A 19,784-nucleotide genomic window follows, 5' to 3' on the forward strand; every position below is an offset into this window, starting at 1 on the left:
GCGCCGGCGGCCGGGCGATCCGGCCGCCGCATTAGGATCGCACGAACCCGGTCGACGCCCCCGCGCGTCGGCCGGGTTCGTCATGTCCGGGCCACCGCCCGCATGATGCCGCTTGACCCCGCCCCCCGGCCCGGCCGATAGCCCGGTGCGTCGATGTGGGAGAGACCGGGCAACCGGCGCCGAAGGAGCAACCGCCCCGGAAACTCTCAGGCAAAAGGACCACATGGACGACGGACATCTGGAGAGAGGCATGGGGCGTTCCCCATGTCCGCCGACGGGATAGCGATCTCAGGCGCAAGGGACAGAAGGGGCATGGAAGGCCGGACTCGCCGGCGAGAGGATGCCATGCACGCCGACGTCACCACTGCCGCCCCGCTCGACCGCGACATCCACCGGCCGATCAGCGTCGCCGAACTGTTCACCATCGGCATCGGCCCGTCGAGCTCGCATACGGTCGGCCCGATGCGCGCCGGCTTCGACTTCGCGCAGCGTGCGCTAGGGCGGGATTCGCCGCCGGTGCGCGTCACCTGCGACCTGTACGGCTCGCTGGCGCTGACCGGGCGCGGCCATGCGACCGACACCGCCACGATCCTCGGGCTGGCGGGCTGGGAACCGGAGCGGATCGATCCCGACGATGCCCCGACGATCCTCGACCGGATCGCGCAGGAGCGGCGGATGATGCTCGGCGGTCGGATGCCGATCGCCTTCGCGGCGGGCGACATCGTCTTCCATCCGCGCGAGTTCCTGCCGGAACATCCCAACGGCCTGACCTTCACCGCCACGCTGGCGGACGATACGACCTATACCGAGACCTATTTCTCGATCGGCGGCGGCGCGATCCTGCGGAAGGGCGCGGGCGTGGCGGCGGTCAACATCGCGGTGCGCCACCCCTTCTCCTCCGGCGCGGACCTGCTTGCGATCGGCGACGCGACCGGCCTCACCATCGCCGACATCGTCCGCGCCAATGAAGAGGCCTGGCGTTCCCCCACGGAAACCGACGCCTTTCTCGACGCGGTGCGCCGGGCGATGAGCGCGTGCATCGATCGCGGCATCGCGCAGGACGGCGTGCTGCCCGGCGGCCTGAAGGTGCGCCGCCGCGCCCGGTCGCTCTCCGCCAGCCTGACCGGCGAGCGGCCGGGCGGCAATCCGGCCGAGGTGTTCGAATGGGTCAGCCTCTGGGCGCTGGCGGTCAATGAGGAGAATGCGGCGGGCGGCCGCGTCGTCACCGCCCCGACCAATGGCGCGGCCGGCGTGCTGCCCGCCGTGCTGCGCTTCTACGAGACGCTGATCGCGGGCGCGGATGCGGTGGGCGCACGCACCTTCCTGCTCACCGCCGCCGCGATCGGGATGCTGTACAAGAAGCGCGCCTCCATCTCGGCGGCGGAGATGGGCTGCCAGGGCGAGGTGGGCGTCGCCTGTTCGATGGCGGCGGGCGCGCTGGCGGCGGTGCTCGGCGGCAGCAACCGCCAGATCGAGAATGCCGCCGAGATCGGCATGGAGCATAATCTGGGCCTCACCTGCGACCCGATCGGCGGGCTGGTGCAGATCCCCTGTATCGAGCGCAACACGATGGGCGCGGTGAAGGCGATCAACGCCGCCTATCTGGCGCTGCGCGGCGACGGCAGCCACATCGTCAGCCTGGACGCGGTGATCGAGACGATGCGCCAGACCGGCGAGGACATGCGCTCGCAATATAAGGAAACCAGCCTGGGCGGGCTGGCGGTCAATGTCGTGGAATGCTGACCGCCTGACGCCGGGCCGAACGACCGGCCCTCAATAATCCCGCGACACCCGCACGTTGACGCTCTGCCGCCCCAGCGTCGAAATGGACGACAGGATCGACAGCCAGCGCGTGACCTGGAACTCCACCTGGGTCGCGGAATAGCCCTGCCCGTCGGTGATGATCTCGGCATAGAGCCGCCGCGTCACGAACTTGCCCGCCGCCACCGACGTGCCCTGCCCGGTCTGCGGATCGGCGGGCAGGATGCGGAGGCGGTCCAGCCCCGCCGCGCGGCGTATCGCGTTGATCGGGTTCAGGCCGTTGCCGCCGTCCTGCAACGCCGCCACCGCCGCCGCCAGTTGCAGGGCTTCCGGCGCGGACAGGTTGGTGATCGAGGTGCCGAACAGCAGCCGCGACAGCAATTCATCTTCCGGCAGGGCGGGCACGCTGGTGAAGCCGATCTCCGGCTTCAGCGCGGTGCCGGTGACGCGGATCGTCGCGTTCAGCCCGGTGCTGTCGGCATTGGCGGCGATGTCGAGCGCGGGATTGGCGGGGGTTTGCCCGTCGAAGCGGATCACGCCGCGCGCCAGTTCGAAATCACGCCCGGCGAATTCCACATCGCCGCGGATCAGGTTGGCGCGACCGGTGATCGAGGGGTTGGTCGGCTGCCCCCCGATCTTCAGGTCGGCGGACCATTCGCTGGTCAGGCCCAGGCCGCTGACCATGACGCCGTTCCGGGCGCGGGCGTTCAGCGCCAGCGTCCAGGGCGCGGTCGGCGCGTCGTCGGCCACGTCGCCGCCCGGCAGGTTGATCTCGCGCACGTTGAGCTGCGGCGCGGCGGTGGCGGCGCTCGCCTGGCCCAGGCGATAGCGGCTGCGGTTGAGCACCACATCGCCCGAGATGGTGCCGCCCGCCCCGTCCGATTGGAAGCGCAAGGGACCGGTGACGGTCGCGCCGATATCGTCGCGGGCGATCATCACCGCATTGTCGGCATCGAGTCGCAGGTCTAGCCCCAGCCCCTTGGGCGCGGCGAAGTCGAACAGGCCGCTGCCCGTCACGCGGCCGTCCTTGCCGGCGGCGGCGGCGAAACGGTCGATCACCAGCCGCGATCCGCCGAACCGGCCGGTCGCCTGGACATTGGTCAGCAGCGTGCCGGTGGTGGCACTCTCGATCCGCGCGCCATTCGCGCGCACCACGCCCCGGATCACCGGCGCGGCCAGCCGCCCGGTCACGTCCGCGCCGATCGCGACGGGGCCGGACAGGTCGAACAGCTCCACGCCGGTCAGCCGCCACAGCGTATCGGCCGGCCCGGCATAACGGAGCTGCGCGAACAGTGCCGCATTGCCGATCCGGCTGGCGAGATCGCCGGAGCCGAGCGGCGCGAGCTGCGCCTGCGCCCGCCCGATCGTGCGGCCGCCGGATGCCACCACCGCGCGCAGGCCGGCGCGGTCGGCGCGCAGCACGCCCGCCACCCCGATATCGATCGGCGCGGAGGTCAGCACCAGCCCGGACCGCGACACGCCGCGCAGGGTCAGATCGACCGCGCCGGTCGGCGGTCCGCCCGCCGCCGCCGCATAGCGGAGCGTGCCCGAGGCGCTGCCCGACAGCCCCAACCCCGGAAAGCCGATATCCAGGATCGACAGCGGCATACGGGTGAGCGCCGCCTGCGCCTCGATCCCGTCCTCGCCCAACCGGCCCGACACGGTCGCCTCGCCGCCGGCAAAGGCGAGGCCGGTCGGCTGCAACCGCAACGCCGTGCCCTCGCGCACCAAGGTGGCGGGGGTGGTAAGCTGGATCGGCCGCTTGTCGAGCGTGCCCTGCGCGCGCACCACATAGCGGTCGCGCTCGATCCGGGTCACCGTTTGGAAGTCGAACGCTCGGCCGCGCGAACCGGCGACGCCCGCGCGCACTTCGCCCAGTCCATCGGTCAGCGCGGCGGAGCCGGCGAAGCGCGCCAGCGACACCGCGCCATAGCGCAGGCCGATGCCGCTGGCGCTGCCCTGCACATCGGTGCCGGCGGGATCGAGCAGCGCCACCGCGTCCAGCCGGCCCTGGCGCACGCTGCCGCCCGCCAGTCGCGCGTCGCGCGCGGTCAGGTGCACCTCGACCCGCTGGATACTGCCGGCCGGCGCGAAGCCGATCGTACCGGCCAGACCGCCGCCCGCGACCGTCAGGCGGCCGTCGAAGCCGCCGGTCACGATGCCGAGCGTGCCGCTGGCGCGCGTCCCCGATACGTCCAGCGCGCCGATCACGATGCTCGCCGCACCTCCGCTCGGCAGCAGGATCGCGCCAGTCGCGCGGAACGGCCCCAGTCGCGAGCCGCCATTCGTCGTGAAGTCATAGCCCTGCGGCGTCGGATCGAGATGCGCGACGACGCTCGACAGGCCGAGCGCCGCGTTCGGCCGCTGGAACCGCAGGTCGAGCGTCGGGCGCGCGATGTCGCCGTCCAGCACCAACGTCACCGGGCCATAGCTGGCCTGACGGCCGCCGCCCTCGAAATGGAAGCCGCCGTCGCGGCGGCGATAGCCCTGGCCGGCCAGCGTCAGGCCGGGCGACACCAATCGCAGGTCGTGGAAATGGAGGATGCCGTCCGGCCCCCGCTCCAGCCCGGCGGTCAGGCGCGGCAGGCCGCCGGTCAGCGAACGGAAGAAGGCGTTGTCCAGCCGCCGCACCACCGCCTGCCCGCGCCCGACCAGCCGCACGCCATGACCGTTCGCGCCGGGCACCAGCGTCAGCTGCGACTGGACGTCGACCACGCCCAGGCCGGGGATCAGATAGCGCCCCAGCCCGCCGGTCACCGCCACCTCATAGCGGCCGGTGCGCAGGTCGAGCACCAGGCCGATCCGGCCGCTGAGCTTGTCGGAGCGGACGTGCAGCGGATCGCCGATGACCTGGGTCGGCGTCACCCGCAAGGCGCCGTCGACGCGCAGATTGCGCAGGATGCCGCCCGCCACCGTGCCGATACCGGTCACCCGCGCCGCCGCCAGCCGGATCGGCACCGTCACCGGCGCGGGCGACAACCGGCCGCTGCCCGCCGCGCGGACCTGTTCGAAGCCGGTCTGGTCGAAGGCCAGCCGGTCGGCGGCCAGGCGATAGTCGAAGCGGGCGGTGTCGAACGGTCCGTCGAGCACCGCGCGCAGCGTGATGCCATGTCCGGTCATGTTGGGGAACAGCGCCGCCGGGCGCAGCAGCCGGCCGGCGATCTTCAGATTGCCCCAGCGATTGCCGGCCAGGTCCGCCACGCCCTCCAGATCGAGCGCCAGCGCGGCCGAACGCAGCGCGAGCCGCCCATCAAGCCGCCTGTTCTCCAGCGTCGCCGTGCCGTTGACCAGCAGGCGCGGCGCGGTCAGGCGTTGCGCCTTGCCGGTCAGCAGCGAGGCCGGCGCGACCGTTCCGGACAGGGTGTAGCGCCCCGCCTCCGCCGCCAGCGCCAGGTCGAGCAGCCTCGTATCTCCGGTCCAGGCCCGCGCCTGGCCGCGCCAGCGTTGCCAGCGGCCATCGCCGCCGACGGTCAACCGGACCGGAGCCCGCGCGCCGATCGCCCGCGCCAGCACGCCGCCGGTCGCCCCCGCCGCATCGACATCGATATCGAACCGGTCGCGATCGGGCTCGGCATCGATCCGCAGGCGTAGCCGGTCGCTCCCCTGCACCGCGCCGTCCAGCCGCACCAGCGCGCGGCCGGACCGGATATCGGCCAGCCCGCGCAGCGACCCGACCCGCTCGCGGCCCAGCACCGGCCGCGCCAGCACCAGCCGGTCGACACCCAGCGCGCCGATCTGGATGTCGAAATCGGGCAGGATCGGACCGCGCCGTCCGGTCGGACGCGTATGCGGCACATGGTGGAGCATCGCCTGCGGGATGGCGAGCCGCCGGATCGCCAATTCTCCCCCGAACCAGCGCACCGGCGACCAGTCGAGCGCGACATCGGGCGCGTCGAACACCAGCCCGTCCAGGTCGTAGACGCGCAAATTCCTGATCCGCGTGCCCGAATAGAGCGACCCGTCGATCCGCCCGACCGTGAAGCGGAGGCCGTTGGCGGTCCGGATCGCGCCGATCCGCTCGGCGACCTGCGCATGGCCCCAGGGGGTGTCGACCAGCACCAGCGCCGCCAGCATGATCCCCAGCAGCGTGCAGGCCAGCCAGCCGATCCAGCGCGCGGCGCGTCTCAAAACGCCTGTCCCAGCGAGACATAGACGGCGATCCGCGAGTCGCCCGGCTGCGGATTGAGCGGCGTCCCGACATCGAGGCGGATCGGCCCGAAATTCGAGTAATAGCGCACGCCCAGCCCCGCGCCATATTGCAGGCCGGTGAAGCGTGGCAGTGGGCTGGTGTAGATATTGCCGGCGTCCAGGAAGGGCACGACCCCGAAATTGCCGAACGCCTTCACCCGCGCCTCGATGGAGAATTCGGTCAGGCTGCGCCCGCCGATCGGTGCGTTATTGGGGTCGCGCGGGCCGATATCCTGATAGCCATAGCCGCGCACCGAGGCGCCGCCGCCGGCATAGAAGCGCCGCGACGGGGCGACCGCATCGCGCGGCGCGCCGGCGATCGTGCCCAGCCGGGTCCGCGCCGCCAGCACGACGCCGGGCCGCACCGTCCGATAGACGCTGGCGTCCAGCTGGGTCCGGGCATAGCCGAACACCGATCCCTGCAACGACGCCTCCGGGCTGAACCGCCCGCCGAGGCGGAAACCCTGGCTGGGATTGAGCAGGTCGTCGGTGCCGTCATAGACCAGGCTGGTCGGCAGCGCGCCGATCAGGAAGGTCCGGCGACGCGGCTGGCCCGTCGCCACGATCACGTCGCGCTCGTCCGAGGCGAGCAGTTCCGCGCCCAGCGACCAGGTCCAGGTCTTCTGGAAGAAGATGTTGGTCTGCCGCTCCAGCGCGGCCGACAGCGAGGTGGTGCGCGCCTCATAGGCGGTGCGGTTCTGGTGGGCGAGCGCGACCTGGAGCGTCAGCACCCGGTCGCGGCCCTTATAATTGTTGCGGCGATAGACCAGCGACGACAATTGCTCCTGCGTGCCCAGCACGCTGCGGATGGTCAGCGCACCCTCGGGCGGGAACAGGTTGCGGTGCGTCCAGCTGCTCTCCAGCCGGGCACCCTCGCCCGTGCCATAGCCCAGTTCGGCGGCGACGGTGCGGGGCGGCGCGGGATCGAGCTTGACGGCGAGGTCGACGGTGCCGGGCACCCGCCCCTCGACCGGCTTCAGCTCGACGGCCGAGACCAGGCTGGTCTGGATCAATGCGCGGCGCAGATCATCCACCCGCGTCTGGTCGAACGGCTCGCCCCGATGGAAGCGGGCGATCTCCGCGACATGGTCGGGCCCGAACACCCGGTTGCCGGGCAACGCGACGATATCGCCGAACCGTCGCTCGCCGCCCGGCCGCACCGACAGGTCGAGCGTGGCGGTGCGGGTGGCGTGATCGACCACGATCTCCGGCGCGCCGACGGCCGCGAAGGGGAAGCCGTCCCGCCCGACCGCTCCGGTCAGCCGCGTATCGGCAGCGACCACCGCATCGGCGTCGACCGGATCGCCCGGCTTGATGCCGAAGGCCCGGGTCAGCGCATCGGCCTTGTCGCCGGCATGGTCGACGCCCGCCAGCGTCACCCGGTCGAAGCGATAGAGGCCCCCCGGTTCGGCCGCCAGCACCACCTGCGGCCGGGGGCCCGGCTCGACGGCCACGTTGACGCGCGCATCATAATAGCCCTCGGCCCGCAACAGCGTGACCAGCAGCGCCGAATCCTCCGCCGCGCGCCGGTCGAGCTGCGCGGCGTTGGCGGGCTGGCCGGCATGGGCCTTGAGCGTCGAATTCTGGTCGAAGCGCTGGCGGAGCAGCGGCGAGCCGATGCCCTCGATCCCATCCACGCGCCAGCCATAGCGCCGCTCGGCGACGCCGTCGGTGGCGGCGACCGCGCTGGTCGGTGCGCCGGGCGCGGTGGCGAGGTCGGGCCAGGCGACGCCGAGATCGGGCAGCGGGGCGAGCGGCGAATTGGGGTCGAGATCCTCCTCCGGCGTCTGCACCGGCGACGACGCGGCGGCCGGCGCCGGCGCGCTCTGGCCCCAGGCGAGGGACGGGATCAGGCAGAGACACGCGGCGGCCGCCCCGCGACCCGCCCGCCCGGCGCGGAACGACATGCGCCGTTCCTAGCCGCGACCGAACCGGAGCGACAGTCCAGAAAACGGTCGGAACGGCGTGCGATCAATGCTTAATGCACGGTGCCCACCGGGACCGGGTCGCTCAGCAGGCGCGCCAGTCGCTCGACCTGCCGCCATCGACAGAAATGCAGGTGATTGCCCAGGTCGCGGCTGCGATTGGCCCGGACCCGCGCCTCGCGCGCGGCCTCCAGGCCGAGCTGCTCGATCAGGTCGGTCGCCAGCGCCAGTTCGGCACGATTGGCGATATAGGGAAGAAGGTCGGCGGCAGGCGCTGGCAGGTCGGTCATCGCCACCCGTCACTCATGTTCCGCGCCAGATCGTGCCATCGCGCGGCTGCGGCGACGATCGATGGTAAATCGCCCTGTTCCGGCATCGCCCGCCCCGTCCCACCTGTGCCGCAAAGGGACGGATTTCGCCCTCTGGCGTCCCGTGCAGGGACATGGCAGGAGGTGGCATGGCCAGCCCGACCCCTTCCCGCGCCGGTGGCGGCATCCTGATCGTCGCCGGAATCTTCCTGGGCGCGATCATCGGCTTTCTCTATGGCCAGGCGACGCCCGGCGTGCTGATCGGCCTCACCATCGGCATCGCCGCCGCCCTGCTGCTGTGGCTGCGCGACCGGCGCTAACGTCAGCAGATTTTGCCCCCCAGATTCTGCGTTCAAGGCGTTCGTATAGCATTTTCCCGGTCAGTCGGACCGACTCATTGGAACCGGTAAAATCACGTCAATATCCAACATCCGATATGAACGCGATTACTATGCAAATTGGACACGAAACAAGTCCACCGCCATAAAACTTCGGCGTGTTAAATTGGGTTTTCAAGTAAATATTCCTTGTCGCAACAAGCGAATCGACAAGGGATAAAAGACATGTCCAACGAAGCACAATTCAGCGCCTCGCGTCTGGAAGAAATTTTTTCGGCTGCGGCCGACAACCACAGGATGTTGAGCGCCACAGCCGATCAAAAAGCCTTTGACGGCCTTGCCGCTGGCGATGCCTCCCTTACCGCAGAATGCATAAGCATCACCGTCTCCGACCGGAAATTGTGCTTCAAACTTCCCGCGCCAATCAGCAAGGATTGGTGCTTTACGGTTCCGTCCTGGATTCCCAATGGAACGGCCGCTCAGGCGTGTCTTTCGGTCTGCCACAAGCTCGGGATACCGTCGGGCGTCAAGGTGACGGTCACGGTTGCCGGGAGCGTCATCTATCAGCAGACCTTCGGCTTCTGCTGATCCTTCACCCGCATCGGCACTTGCGACGGGCGCCGATGCGGGTCACCGCCAGGCGCGCATCTGCCAGACGACGCGGCCGATCACGGCGACCGCCCCCTCCGGCACCGGCGGCGCGTCGGGATGATCGCTCCACACCACCAGCGATCCGCCCTGCCGTGCCACGCGCTTCACCATCAGCGTGTCGTCGATGCGGATCACGAAGATGGCGGGCTTGCGGTCCGGCTGGCGGTCCTGGGTGTCGATGACGATATGGTCGCCGTCGAGCAGCGCCGGCTCCATCGATGTGCCCCGCACGCGGAGGATCGCGCCCGCCCCCGCCGCCAGCCGCAAGCGGCGCGCCAGTTGCGGGTCCAACGTCTCGGTGCCCTCCGCCACCTCGCTATCGACATAGGCACCGGGCCCGGCCGATGCCGCGAGATCGAGGCGGGGCAGTCGATAGCGCGGCTCCGCCCGGACCGCCGCGCCGCCCAGCATCGTCTCGGCGACGCCGAAGAACTCCGCGAGCCGCCGCCGATCCTCCTCCGCCAGACTGCGGGGCGAGCCGCGCTTTATATATTGCTGGAGATAGGCCGGGTTGCGGCCGAGCATCCGCGACAGCGCGGACAGGCTGACCCCATCCCGCACGGCAAGCGCGTCGAGCGCGACACGGGCGTCCTGCGCGATCACCCTTGCAAGATAGTCTAGGAAAAATCCTAGACAAGCCACACCGGCCAGAACAAATAAGGAACAAAGGCCAGAATCAGGAGGCTCGCGTCCGTGTCGCTGCTCACCATCATCGATCGCTATCTGCATGCCACGCGGATGCCGGTCACCACCTTCGGCCGGCGCGCGGTCGGCGATCCCCGATTGGTGCTCGACCTGCGACGCGGTCGCCAGCCGGGGCCGGATATGTGCACGCGGATCGAACGCTTCATCGGGGAGCATCAGGCATGACTGAGCATAACGATGGAACCATCCGGCTCCAGCAGGCGATCGCCGCCGATGCCTTGATCGCCGGCTGCGCGATCGGGAGCCTGGAGGCGGACAGCCATTCCATAGCCTGGTGCAGCGCCGGGTGCGACGGGACCCGTCATCACCTCCACTTCCAGGCGCTGCCCAGCCCCAGCCTGGACGACTGGCTCACCACGCTCGATTCCCGCGAATGGCAGGTGCCGGGGCTGCTGGTCGTCGACCTGGCGGCGACGCGCGACGGCGACCGGCTGATCCTGACCGCGGTCACCCTCGATCCCGATCGCGCCTGACGACCGGCCTTGGCTGTGGCGAAATGGACACGGTCCGCAGCCCTGTCCCATTTCCGTCATCCAAATGCATTGATATGTTGTAACATGATCGATAGGCAGCGCCCGAAATCTTCCAGCGGAGCCTATGTTCATGTCCCACCACCGCTTGCTGCTCGGCGTCGCCACGCTCGCCCTCACGCTGCCGGTCGCCCCGGTCCAGGCGCATGGTCCGGCCGACACGCCGGCCCCGGTCGAGGCGCAGCCGCTCGATACCGCCGATGCAAACCGGGCGACGCCGGGCCGCGATATCGTCGTCACCGCCCCCTTCCGCCAGAGCGAGGCCGATGTGCTCGCCGGCACCACCATCGTCTCGGGCGAGGAACTGGAACGCTCGCTGCGCCCGACGATCGGCGAGACGCTGACCCGTCAGCCCGGCGTGTCGGCGACCTCCTTCGGCCCCAACGCCTCGCGGCCCGTGCTACGCGGTTTCCAGGGGGAGCGCATCCGCATCCTGACCGACGGCATCGGCTCGATCGACGTATCCAACACCTCGGTCGACCATGCGGTGGCGATCAACCCGCTGATCGCCGAGCGGGTCGAGGTGCTGCGCGGCCCCTCCGCCCTGCTGTTCGGCTCCTCGGCGGTCGGCGGCGTGGTCAACGTCATCGACACGCGCATCCCCCGCTCCATTCCGGAAAAGGGCTATCGCCTCGCCGGCAACGCCACCTATGGCTCGGCGGCGACCGAACGCTCCGGCTCGGCCGCGACCGATGTGGCGATCGGCGACCTGTTCGTCGTCCATGCCGATGGCTCCTATCTCAAGACCGACAACCTGAAGATCGGCGGCTATGCCCTGTCGCGCGAGCAGCGCGCCCGCGCATTGGCCAGTGCCGCGCTGCCGCCCCAGCCGGCGGAGGCCGGCGAGGAGTCGATCGATTTCGCCGCCAATGCCGCGATCCGGGGTCGCCTGCCCAACACCGCGTCGGAGACCTGGAATGTCGGCGTCGGCGGCGCGCTGATCACCGAGGGCGGCTCGCTCGGCCTGTCCTACAGTCACTATGACAGCCTCTACGGCGTCCCCGTGCGCTACGCGACCGAACCGGGCCAGGAGCAGGAGGCGCCGCGCATCAAGCTGAAGCAGGACCGGGTCGACCTGCGCGCCGAGGTGAACACCGGCGGCGAGATCTTCGACAAGATCCGCCTCCGCGCCGCCATGGCCGATTACCAGCATGGCGAGCTGGAAGAGAATGGCGAGGTCGGGACGCAGTTCTTCAACCAGGGGCTGGAGGGCCGGCTGGAACTGGTCCAGGCCGATCGCGGCGGCTGGCTGGGCGCGTCGGGCGTGCAGTTCTTCAACCGCCGCTTCGACGTGGAGGGCGAAGAGGCGTTCCTGCCGAGGAACGAGACCAGCCAGGTCGGCCTGTTCACGCTGCAACAGTTCAACCTGGGCGATGTCCGCGCCGAGGCCGGCGCGCGCTACGAGACGACCAATGTCGACGCCCGCACGCTGCAGGGCGATGCCCGCTTCTTCCAGGGCGGCCGGCATTTCGAGGCGGTGTCCGCATCGCTCGGCGCGTCCTATGCGCTGGCGGACGGCATCCGCCTCGGCCTGAACGGCTCGCGCACCGAACGCGCGCCCGCCGCCGAGGAACTGTTCGCCAACGGCGCCCATGCCGGGACGCAAGCCTATGAACTGGGCAATCCGAACTTCCGGCTGGAGAAGAGCTGGGGGCTGGAGGCGACGCTGCACGCGCATCGTCCGAACTGGAGCTTCGACGCCTCGGCCTATTACAACTGGTTCAGCAACTATATCTATGACAGCCAGGTCGCATCCTCGGTGTGCGAGGCGGCGGCGGCTCCATCGGGTCGCGAGGTCGACCTGCCCTGCTTCCAGTACAACCAGGCCGATGCCCGCTATTACGGGCTGGAGGCACAGGGGTCCGCCACGCTGGCGCGGATCGGCGGCACCCGGATCAATGCGGACCTGCTCGGCGACTGGGTCCATGCCACGGTGGTCGACACCAGCCCGGTGCCCCGCATCCCGCCGCTCCGCCTGCTCGGCGGCCTGGAGGCGCAGAGCGATCGCGTCACCGCCCGTGCCGAGGTGGAGCACAGCTTCAAGCAGGATCGCGTCGCGCCGTTCGAGACGGCGACGCGTGGCTTCACCCTGGTCAACGCCAGCGTCGCGTTCAAGCCGTTCGGCGTCGACAACGCCACGTCGCTGATCCTGTCGGCGAACAACATCTTCGACGTGAACGCCCGCCGCCATGCCAGCGTCCTCAAGGACTTCGCTCCGCTCGCCGGCCGCGATCTCCGCGCAACGCTCAGCTTCAAGCTGTGACAGGGCCTGGCCGCGTCCTCAACACAGGGGGCGCGGTCGGCTCGAACCGGTTGCGCAACGAATTACTGCTGTTAGCCTAATCCCGTCATTTCGATGGGGGATCGTGCACGTGAACGGGTGGAAATATATGGGTGCCGCGCTGCTCGCAGCCCTTTCGGGCGCGGCGTCGGCAAATGACGGCGAGCCGTGCCCCAAGGATCTGATCTGCGCCAGCGCGCCTCGGACGGTAGCGGATGCCCTGCTGCGTGCCGGCTATCAAGGGCGGATCGACAGTGACGGCGAAGGCGATCCCCTGATCCTGAGTTCGACGGCTGGCTACAAGTTCAACGTCTTCTTTTACGATTGCAAGGAACATAAAGAGTGCGCGTCGCTCCAGCTCTTGCTTTCGATCACGCCGTCCAAACCGCGTGACCTGGCGTTCGTTAATAAGTGGAACACCGATAAGAGGTTCGGCCAGCTTTCCCTGACCAAGGATGGTGACCTGCGGCTAACACATGACTTCTCGACAGTCGGCGGCGTGACGCGCGCCAACTTCGCCGACACCATCGAATGGTGGTCCAGCATCGTCGGCACACTCGACACATTCATGGCCGCCAATCCCACCGGGGAGTCAAAAGTCACGACGCCTGCGCCGAAGCCCGACAAGACCGGGGCCTGATCGTATGGCCGGGGGTGGACAAACGCCCCGGCCTTCGAAAGAAGCACGGCATAAGGAGAGAGATCAATGTCCCGAATGGGCAAGTTCGACTGGGCGGACCCGTTCCTGCTCGACGATCAGCTGACCGAGGACGAGCGGATGATCCGCGACACGGCCCAGGCCTATGCGCAGGACCGGCTCGCCCCCCGCATCGTCGAGGCGTTCCAGAACGAACATACCGATCCCGCGATCTTCCGAGAGATGGGCGAGCTGGGACTGCTCGGCCCCACCGTGTCGGAGGAATATGGCGGCGTCGGCGCCAGCTATGTCGCCTATGGCCTGGTCGCCCGCGAGGTGGAACGGATCGACAGCGGCTATCGCTCGATGATGAGCGTCCAGTCGAGCCTGGTGATGTACCCCATCTATGCCTATGGCTCGGAGGCGCAGAAGCGCGAGTTTCTGCCCAAGCTGGCCTCCGGCGAATATATCGGCTGTTTCGGCCTGACCGAGCCGGATGCCGGCTCCGACCCCGGCGGCATGACGACACGCGCGAGGAAGGTCGATGGCGGCTACGTCCTGTCGGGCGCCAAGACCTGGATCAGCAACGCGCCGATCGCCGACGTCTTCGTCATCTGGGCCAAGTCCGACGCGCATGACGGCAAGATCCGCGGCTTCATCCTGACCAAGGGGATGAAGGGGCTGGAGACGCCGAAGATCGAGGGCAAGCTGTCGCTGCGCGCCTCGATCACGGGCATGGTGATGATGGACGAGGTGGAGGTCGGCGAGGATGCGCTGCTCCCCGATGTCGAGGGGTTGAAGGGTCCGTTCGGCTGCCTCAACCGGGCGCGCTACGGCATCAGCTGGGGGGCGCTCGGCGCGGCGGAGTTCTGCTTCCACGCGGCGCGGCAATATGGCCTCGACCGCAAGCAGTTCGGCACCCCGCTCGCCGGGCGGCAGCTCTACCAGAAGAAGCTGGCGGACATGGAGACGGAGATCGCGCTCGGCCTCCAGGCCAGCCTGCGCGTCGGCCGGCTGATGGACGAAGGGCGGTTCGCGCCGGAAATGGTGTCGATCGTCAAGCGCAACAATGTCGGCAAGGCGCTGGACATCGCCCGAACCGCGCGCGACATGCATGGCGGCAACGGCATTTCCGGCGAGTATCAGGTCATGCGCCACCTGATGAACCTGGAGACGGTCAACACCTATGAGGGCGCGCACGACGTCCATGCGCTGATCCTGGGCCGCGCGATCACCGGCATCCCCGCTTTCTGATGCCCTCCCCCGCTGACGCGGTCCGCCCCGCCCCGCTCGCCGGCCTGAAGGTCGTCGAGCTGGCGCGCATCCTTGCCGGCCCCTGGGCAGGGCAGACGCTCGCCGATTTGGGCGCGGAGGTGGTGAAGGTCGAGGCGCCGGCCGGCGACGACACGCGCGGCTGGGGCCCGCCCTTCATCACCAATCCGGACGGGACGCGCGACGCGGCCTATTTCCATGCCTGCAACCGGGGCAAGCGGTCGATCGTCGCCGATTTCGCCGACCCGGCCGACCTCGCGCGCGTCAAGGCGCTGATCGCCGAGGCGGATGTCGTCATCGAGAATTTCAAGGTCGGCGGCCTCGCCCGCTTCGGCCTCGACCATGCCAGCCTCGCCGCCGATCATCCCCGGCTGATCTATTGCTCGATCACCGGCTTCGGGCAGGACGGGCCTTACGCGCCCCGCGCCGGATACGACTTCATCGTCCAGGGCATGAGCGGGATCATGGACCTGACCGGCGAGCCGGCCGGCGCGCCGCAAAAGATCGGCGTGGCCTTTGCCGACATCATGACCGGCCTCTATGCGGTCATCGCCATCCAGTCGGCGCTGCTGATGCGCGAGCGGACGGGGCGCGGCCAATGGATCGACCTCGCGCTGCTCGACACGATGACGGGCGTGCTCGCCAACCAGGCGATGAACTGGTTCGCCAGCGGACAGGTGCCGACCCGCGTCGGCAATGCGCATTTGAACGTCTGCCCCTATGCCGTCTTCCCTTGCGCGGACGGCTGGTTCATCCTGGCGGTCGGCAATGACGGGCAATACCGCCGCTTCTGTGCGGCGGTGGGCCTGCCGCCGGACGATCCGCGCTATGCCACCAACGCGCTCCGGCTGGAACATCGCGAACCTTTGTTCGCGGCGATCGAGGCGGCGACGCGCGCCTTCCCCCAGGCCGATCTGCTCGCCCGGCTGGAGGCGGCGGGCGTGCCGGCGGGACCGATCAACACGGTGGCGCAGGCCTTTGCCGACGCGCAAGTGATCGCGCGCGACATGCGGATCGATGCGGCGCGCCCGGACGGATCGACCGTCCCCGGCGTCCGCACCCCGATCCGCTTTTCGGAGGCGGCGCTGGTCACCGACCGCGCCGCCCCGATGCTGGGATCAGGCGATAGCGACTGACCGCCGCGCATAGAGGCCGTACGCCGCGATCAGCAGATAGCAGACCGCCGGCAGCGTCAGCGCGAAATGGAGCGAGTTGCTGGCATCGGCCAGGCTGCCGGTCAGGTACGGGATCACCGCGCCGCCGACGATCGCGGTGGCGATCACGCCCGAACCCTCGGCCGCGCGCTTGCCCAGTCCTTCGCTCGCCAGGCTGAAGATGGTCGGGAACATGATCGAGTTCATCAGCCCGATCGCCAGCAGCGACCAGCCGCTGACCGCGCCCTGCGTATTGGCGGAGATCAGCAGCAGCGCGATCGCGCCCGTTGCCGCACCGGCCAGCACCTTGCCCGGCGACATGCGGGTCAGGATATAGGCGCCGATGAACCGGCCGATCAGCGCGCCGCCCCAATAGAAGGGCACGTGGTCGCCGGCCGCCTTGTCGGTGATCCCGAACACGCTCGGCTGCATCAGATAATTGACGATCAGCGAACCGATCGCGACTTCCGCGCCGACATAGAGGAAGATGCACGCCGTCCCCATCGCGAAGCGCGGGCGCTTCAGCAGGGTGAAGGCGTGGAACATGCCGCCGCTATGCTCCTGCTCCTCGTTCAGCCGGTTGCGGCGCGTCCAGACGACGCCGGCGATCACCAGCAGCGCGATGGCGAGGCCGATATAGGTGTGGACCACCGTCCGCGAGCTTTCGGCGCGATAGGCGTCGAGCGCCGCGCCGGACAGCGTCGCCGGGTCGACCATCGCCAGCCCGCCCAGGATGATCGCCGAGCCCACCAGCGGGAAGAGCGTGGTGCCGAGCGAGTTGAAGCCCTGCGCGAAGGTCAGCCGCCCCGCCGCCGATTCCGGCTTGCCGAGCAGCGAGATGAGCGGATTGGCGACCACCTGAACGATGGTGATGCCCGCCCCCAGGATGAACAGCGCGCCGAGGAACAGCGGGAAGCTGGCATTGGCCGAGGCCGGGATGAAGGCCAGGCAGCCCAGCGTCATCGTCACCAGGCCGATCGAGGCGGTGCGCATATAGCCCGCCTTGCGCACGATCGCCGCCGCGGGGATCGAGAACAGCGCATAGGCGAAGAAGAAGGCCGACTGGACCAGCATCGCCGTCGCGTGATCGAGCGTGAACAGCTCCTTCAGCTTCGGGATGATGATGTCGTTCAGGCTGGTGATGCCGCCGAAGATGAAGAACAGCGCGAAGACGAAGACGCGCAGGTCGGGCGCGTCATACCCCGCCTGCGCATCGCCGTGCGCGGCGGTGGATTGGGTGTCGATATGCATGGCCATTTGGGCCGGTCCCCTCGTTATTTGCGCCGCCTATGACGGGCGGCGGTGGTGCTGGCAATGGTATCCGGATCGTGCGAAGCTGCTGGCAAAACAGGAGAGAGTGCCATGGCTACCGCCGTTCCGCATGACGTGCGTCGCACCGCCGCCGAGTGGGAGGCGCGCCAGCAGCTCGCCGCCTGCTACCGCGTCTTCGACCTGCTCGGCTGGTCCGAGATGATCTACAACCACATCACCGTGAAGGTGCCGGACGAAGAGGGCGCGTTCCTGATCAACCCGTTCGGCCTGCACTTTTCGGAAGTGACCGCGTCGAGCCTGGTCAAGATCGATATCGACGGCAACACGCTCGACGACAGCCCCTATCCGGTCAACCGCGCAGGCTTCGTGCAGCACGCGCTGTTCCACCGGCATCTGCCCGACGCGCATTGCATCATGCACACGCACACCACGGCGGGCATGGCGGTCAGCTCGCTGGAGGGCGGGTTGCAACCGGTCAATTTCTACGCCTGCAACTTCGCCGGGCAGATCGCCTATCACGATTTCGAGGGCGTGACGGTGCGCGACGAAGAGGGCGCACGGCTGCTGGAGAATCTCGGGTCGAGGCGCGCGATGCTGCTGCGCAACCATGGCATCCTGGTGATGGGCCGCACGCTGCCCGAGGCGTTCATCCGCCATTGGTCGCTGCAGCGCGCCTGCGAGATCCAGCTCGCCACCTTGTCGATGGGCCGGCCCCTGGTCGTGTCCCCCGAAGTGATCGCCACGCACCAGCGCGACATCCACCAGGCCCAGGCCCCCGGTGGCCCCGGCGCGGCCGACTTCGCCGCGATGGTGCGGCTGGTCGACCAGCGCGACCGGAGCTGGCGGGATTGAGCGTCTTCGTGGTCCTGCGCGTCTCCCTCACATCCGCACGACCTTCGACAGTTTCGACACGCCGGACTGGTCGAACGCCTCGACCGCGACATAATAGCCCTGCCCCCTGGTCAGCGCTCGCAGGTCGAGCGCGCCGCCCCGGGCCAGGCGCGGGTCGTCGGCGAAAAGCTGGTAGGTGAGCGCCAGCCGGTCCGGCCGGATGCCCCAGCGGACATTATAGCCGACCGCCCCGGGCACCAGCCCCCAGCTGATGCGGGCATCGCGCGGATCGGCGTCGCGCACCGCCGCGATCCGGCCGGGCGCGGCCGGCACGCGGCCGTCGGCGCTGCCGAACACGCGCATGTCGCTGATCGCCAGATGCGCGCCGCCGATATGGTCGTGGACATAGCGGATGTAGCGCGCACGGACCGGCGCCGGCAGCTCGAAATAGGCATTGGGCCGGTCGCGCCGCCCCTCGCCCGCCTCCGTCTCGGCGAGCGGCGACCAATGCGCGCCGTCGGTGGAGGCTTCCAGCTTGAACGCCGTGTAGATGTCCGGCGCATCGGCATAGCGGCCGGCCTTATAGTCGGCGAAGTTCACCTGCACCGCGCGCACCGTCTTCTCCGCGCCCAGGTCCAGCGTCAGGGTCTGGCCCGGCCTGGCATCGGCGGCGACCCAGAAGCTGCGGGGATTTTCGTCCGTCACCCGGTCGGCGGCGAAGTCGCCCAGCGTCGAGGAGGCGGTGGCGCGTGCCCGGTAGGAGAGCAGCATCCAGCCGGTGAACAACGCCTCCGGATCGGCGACCCGGTGGTCGGGCACATAATGCGGGAAATCGCCGAACCGCGTCGATACCATCATCTGGCCATCGGGCGCGAAGGCGGCCGGCCACAGGCCGACCCGCCGTTCGAAGGTCCAGTTCGCCCCGATCCAGGGCGTCCCCGTGTTCCACCAATTGCCCTGCGCATCCTGGAAGGTGGAGCCATGCCCCGCCCCCTGCACGAAGCCGCCGGGCTTGTAGCCGACGGGGTTGTAGGGCGCATAGGTGAACGGCCCCAGCGGCCTGTCCGACACGTACACGCCGGTGGCATAGGCGTTATATTCGGTGCCCGGCGCGCCATATTGCAGATAGTAACGGCCGCCGACCTTGTTCATCCACGCCCCCTCCATGAAGGGCGCGATCGGCGTGCCGCCCGGCAGCGTGCCGCTATGGTCCTGCCCGAACCGCTCCCAGCCATGGATGTCGGGATGCAGCGTGAGGAGCGCGTGCGTGTCGCCCTTATAGGCGAAGCGGTTCTTCGCATCGAGCGTCATGCCGTAGAGCGGGAAGACGTTGGACGAGTTCCAGTAGAGATAATGGCCGCCGTCATCGTCGACGAACACGTCCGGGTCCCAGGGGCCGGCGGGCACCTGTCCCGGCTTGATCCGGTCCTCCGAGCCGGAGGGCACCGCGCCGGGCAGCGGCGGCGTGCGGCGGAGCAGGTAGCGGATCCTGCCGCTCGCCGGATCGTCGGTGACCAGGATCGGCTGCTGGTGCGTCATCGATGGCCAGACATAGAGGTCCTTGCCCTCCGACCAGACCGCCGGCGCGACCACGCCCTCGGCCGGCCACAGGCTGGCGGGGATGAAGCGCCAGCGGATCAGGTCGGTCGAGCGCCAATAGCCGTCGGCCAGCGTCTGGAAGAGGTAATAGGCGCCCTGGTGCAGCACGATGACCGGATCGGCCCCGGTGCGGTAGGAGACGCCCTCATATTCCTGTTCGAAGTTGAACTTGTAATCGACGTCGATCGGATTGGCGTAGGTGCGCTGGACGGTCGCCGCCGTCGCTGGCGAGGACGTGGCCGCAAGCCCGAGCAGGATCAGCGAACGAAGCATGGCGACGGCCCTTGGGCAGCAGGAACGGAACGGGCGGGCGCTTCGGCAGCACCCGCCCG

At 69.2% G+C, this 19,784-nt stretch carries 16 protein-coding genes and 1 riboswitch; of the genes, 10 read left to right on the plus strand and 6 right to left on the minus strand.

Annotated features, from left to right (window positions below; all coding sequences use genetic code 11):
- Positions 1-146 precede the first annotated feature (146 nt).
- A riboswitch (glycine riboswitch) is annotated at positions 147-232 on the plus strand.
- Positions 233-345: 113 nt separating this feature from the next.
- Positions 346-1,743: an L-serine ammonia-lyase gene (locus BRX43_RS01400; RefSeq protein WP_125993049.1), complete on the plus strand. Its 1,398-nt coding sequence runs from the start codon at positions 346-348 to the stop codon at positions 1,741-1,743.
- 30 nt (positions 1,744-1,773) lie between these two features.
- Here the strand turns inward: BRX43_RS01400 and BRX43_RS01405 are convergent, their stop codons facing one another.
- The 3 genes from BRX43_RS01405 to BRX43_RS01415 all read right to left on the minus strand — a co-directional run bounded on the left by BRX43_RS01405 (position 1,774) and on the right by BRX43_RS01415 (position 8,164).
- Complete coding sequence (locus tag BRX43_RS01405; protein ID WP_125993241.1) at positions 1,774-5,835, minus strand: translocation/assembly module TamB; 4,062 nt, start codon at positions 5,833-5,835, stop codon at positions 1,774-1,776.
- A 50-nt stretch (positions 5,836-5,885) separates the two neighbouring features.
- The gene (locus tag BRX43_RS01410; protein ID WP_125993050.1) at positions 5,886-7,856 is read right to left on the minus strand and encodes an autotransporter assembly complex family protein; all 1,971 of its coding nucleotides are present in this window, start codon (positions 7,854-7,856) and stop codon (positions 5,886-5,888) included.
- A 71-nt stretch (positions 7,857-7,927) separates the two neighbouring features.
- A complete protein-coding gene (locus tag BRX43_RS01415; protein ID WP_125993051.1) occupies positions 7,928-8,164 on the minus strand; it encodes a hypothetical protein in 237 nt (78 codons plus the stop codon).
- 167 nt (positions 8,165-8,331) lie between these two features.
- On the opposite strand from BRX43_RS01415, the gene BRX43_RS20140 reads away from it, so the two are divergent.
- Together BRX43_RS20140 and BRX43_RS01420 are read left to right on the plus strand one after the other, a co-directional pair.
- Positions 8,332-8,502, plus strand: a complete 171-nt coding sequence (locus BRX43_RS20140; RefSeq protein ID WP_164523494.1) for a hypothetical protein — start codon at positions 8,332-8,334, stop codon at positions 8,500-8,502.
- Positions 8,503-8,745: 243 nt separating this feature from the next.
- Positions 8,746-9,108, plus strand: a complete 363-nt coding sequence (locus BRX43_RS01420; protein WP_125993052.1) for a hypothetical protein — start codon at positions 8,746-8,748, stop codon at positions 9,106-9,108.
- Between the two features lie 42 nt (positions 9,109-9,150).
- Here the strand turns inward: BRX43_RS01420 and BRX43_RS01425 are convergent, their stop codons facing one another.
- Complete coding sequence (locus BRX43_RS01425) at positions 9,151-9,774, minus strand: LexA family transcriptional regulator (RefSeq protein ID WP_241214704.1); 624 nt, start codon at positions 9,772-9,774, stop codon at positions 9,151-9,153.
- 90 nt (positions 9,775-9,864) lie between these two features.
- On the opposite strand from BRX43_RS01425, the gene BRX43_RS20145 reads away from it, so the two are divergent.
- The 6 genes from BRX43_RS20145 to BRX43_RS01450 all read left to right on the plus strand — a co-directional run bounded on the left by BRX43_RS20145 (position 9,865) and on the right by BRX43_RS01450 (position 15,732).
- On the plus strand, positions 9,865-10,041 hold the full coding sequence (locus tag BRX43_RS20145; RefSeq protein ID WP_164523495.1) for a hypothetical protein: 177 nt from the start codon (positions 9,865-9,867) through the stop codon (positions 10,039-10,041).
- Positions 10,038-10,349, plus strand: coding sequence for a hypothetical protein (locus BRX43_RS01430; RefSeq protein WP_125993054.1), 312 nt, complete (start codon positions 10,038-10,040; stop codon positions 10,347-10,349). The genes BRX43_RS20145 and BRX43_RS01430 overlap by 4 nt, the downstream gene beginning before the upstream one ends.
- Before the next feature lie 130 nt (positions 10,350-10,479).
- On the plus strand, positions 10,480-12,669 hold the full coding sequence (locus tag BRX43_RS01435) for a TonB-dependent receptor (RefSeq protein WP_125993055.1): 2,190 nt from the start codon (positions 10,480-10,482) through the stop codon (positions 12,667-12,669).
- Between the two features lie 127 nt (positions 12,670-12,796).
- On the plus strand, positions 12,797-13,327 hold the full coding sequence (locus BRX43_RS01440; protein WP_164523496.1) for a YbjN domain-containing protein: 531 nt from the start codon (positions 12,797-12,799) through the stop codon (positions 13,325-13,327).
- 66 nt (positions 13,328-13,393) lie between these two features.
- Positions 13,394-14,578, plus strand: coding sequence for an acyl-CoA dehydrogenase (locus BRX43_RS01445; RefSeq protein WP_125993057.1), 1,185 nt, complete (start codon positions 13,394-13,396; stop codon positions 14,576-14,578).
- Positions 14,578-15,732 (plus strand): CoA transferase, encoded by a 1,155-nt coding sequence (locus BRX43_RS01450; RefSeq protein ID WP_125993058.1) that lies wholly within the window; start codon positions 14,578-14,580, stop codon positions 15,730-15,732. The genes BRX43_RS01445 and BRX43_RS01450 overlap by 1 nt, the downstream gene beginning before the upstream one ends.
- Here BRX43_RS01450 and BRX43_RS01455 read toward each other — a convergent pair.
- Positions 15,715-17,007 (minus strand): sugar MFS transporter, encoded by a 1,293-nt coding sequence (locus BRX43_RS01455; RefSeq protein WP_125993059.1) that lies wholly within the window; start codon positions 17,005-17,007, stop codon positions 15,715-15,717. The two genes, BRX43_RS01450 and BRX43_RS01455, sit on opposite strands and share 18 nt — an antisense overlap.
- A gap of 105 nt (positions 17,008-17,112) precedes the next feature.
- On the opposite strand from BRX43_RS01455, the gene BRX43_RS01460 reads away from it, so the two are divergent.
- Positions 17,113-17,874: a class II aldolase/adducin family protein gene (locus BRX43_RS01460; RefSeq protein WP_125993060.1), complete on the plus strand. Its 762-nt coding sequence runs from the start codon at positions 17,113-17,115 to the stop codon at positions 17,872-17,874.
- A gap of 27 nt (positions 17,875-17,901) precedes the next feature.
- Here BRX43_RS01460 and BRX43_RS01465 read toward each other — a convergent pair whose 3' ends face one another.
- Entirely contained in the window at positions 17,902-19,725 is a 1,824-nt protein-coding gene (locus tag BRX43_RS01465; RefSeq protein ID WP_125993061.1) for a family 43 glycosylhydrolase, read from the minus strand.
- Between the last annotated feature and the right edge of the window lie 59 nt (positions 19,726-19,784).

Source organism: Sphingomonas sp. S-NIH.Pt15_0812, from assembly GCF_003951315.1.
GTDB lineage: Bacteria > Pseudomonadota > Alphaproteobacteria > Sphingomonadales > Sphingomonadaceae > Sphingomonas.

Coding starts and splice junctions, on each gene's coding strand:
- BRX43_RS01445 (WP_125993057.1), top strand. CDS start 13,394: ATGTCCCGAATGGGCAAGTTCGACTGGGCGGACCCGTTCCTGCTCGAC.
- BRX43_RS01415 (WP_125993051.1), bottom strand. CDS start 8,164: ATGACCGACCTGCCAGCGCCTGCCGCCGACCTTCTTCCCTATATCGCC.
- BRX43_RS01420 (WP_125993052.1), top strand. CDS start 8,746: ATGTCCAACGAAGCACAATTCAGCGCCTCGCGTCTGGAAGAAATTTTT.
- BRX43_RS01435 (WP_125993055.1), top strand. CDS start 10,480: ATGTCCCACCACCGCTTGCTGCTCGGCGTCGCCACGCTCGCCCTCACG.
- BRX43_RS20140 (WP_164523494.1), top strand. CDS start 8,332: ATGGCCAGCCCGACCCCTTCCCGCGCCGGTGGCGGCATCCTGATCGTC.
- BRX43_RS01465 (WP_125993061.1), bottom strand. CDS start 19,725: ATGCTTCGTTCGCTGATCCTGCTCGGGCTTGCGGCCACGTCCTCGCCA.
- BRX43_RS01430 (WP_125993054.1), top strand. CDS start 10,038: ATGACTGAGCATAACGATGGAACCATCCGGCTCCAGCAGGCGATCGCC.
- BRX43_RS01405 (WP_125993241.1), bottom strand. CDS start 5,835: ATGCTGGCGGCGCTGGTGCTGGTCGACACCCCCTGGGGCCATGCGCAG.
- BRX43_RS01400 (WP_125993049.1), top strand. CDS start 346: ATGCACGCCGACGTCACCACTGCCGCCCCGCTCGACCGCGACATCCAC.
- BRX43_RS01440 (WP_164523496.1), top strand. CDS start 12,797: ATGGGTGCCGCGCTGCTCGCAGCCCTTTCGGGCGCGGCGTCGGCAAAT.
- BRX43_RS01450 (WP_125993058.1), top strand. CDS start 14,578: ATGCCCTCCCCCGCTGACGCGGTCCGCCCCGCCCCGCTCGCCGGCCTG.
- BRX43_RS01455 (WP_125993059.1), bottom strand. CDS start 17,007: ATGGCCATGCATATCGACACCCAATCCACCGCCGCGCACGGCGATGCG.
- BRX43_RS01460 (WP_125993060.1), top strand. CDS start 17,113: ATGGCTACCGCCGTTCCGCATGACGTGCGTCGCACCGCCGCCGAGTGG.
- BRX43_RS01410 (WP_125993050.1), bottom strand. CDS start 7,856: ATGTCGTTCCGCGCCGGGCGGGCGGGTCGCGGGGCGGCCGCCGCGTGT.